This window comes from Neisseria sp. P0021.S006, assembly GCF_051956895.1.
Genome location: NZ_JBQCWZ010001334.1, coordinates 1 through 255 on the forward strand (window position 1 = coordinate 1; position 255 = coordinate 255).

1 protein-coding gene is annotated in these 255 nt (G+C 54.1%); it reads right to left on the reverse strand.

Annotated elements, in window-relative coordinates; translation table 11 throughout:
- A partial coding sequence (locus tag ACTHUM_RS20170) for a hypothetical protein (protein ID WP_440361355.1) occupies positions 1 to 255 on the reverse strand: 255 nt, incomplete at both ends.

The following is a 255-nucleotide window of genomic DNA, read 5'->3' on the forward strand; positions in this document are numbered from 1 at the left end:
CTTTCACACCGTCGTTGTTCACGGTGGTGTCGCCGGCTTTGACGCTGTCTACCACCAGGTCTTTGTTCAGCTTGACGGTCACTTTATCGTCTTGGGCTTCAGTGGTGATGTTGTCGTCGCCGGCAACAGTCACGGTGGAGCCGAGTTTTTCGATATTGGTGCTGCCGCTGTCGCCGTTGAAGGTCAGGCCTTTGGTGTCAACGGTGGTTTTGGCATCTACACCTTTTTGGATGTCGTCTTTGGTGTCTTGCGCCA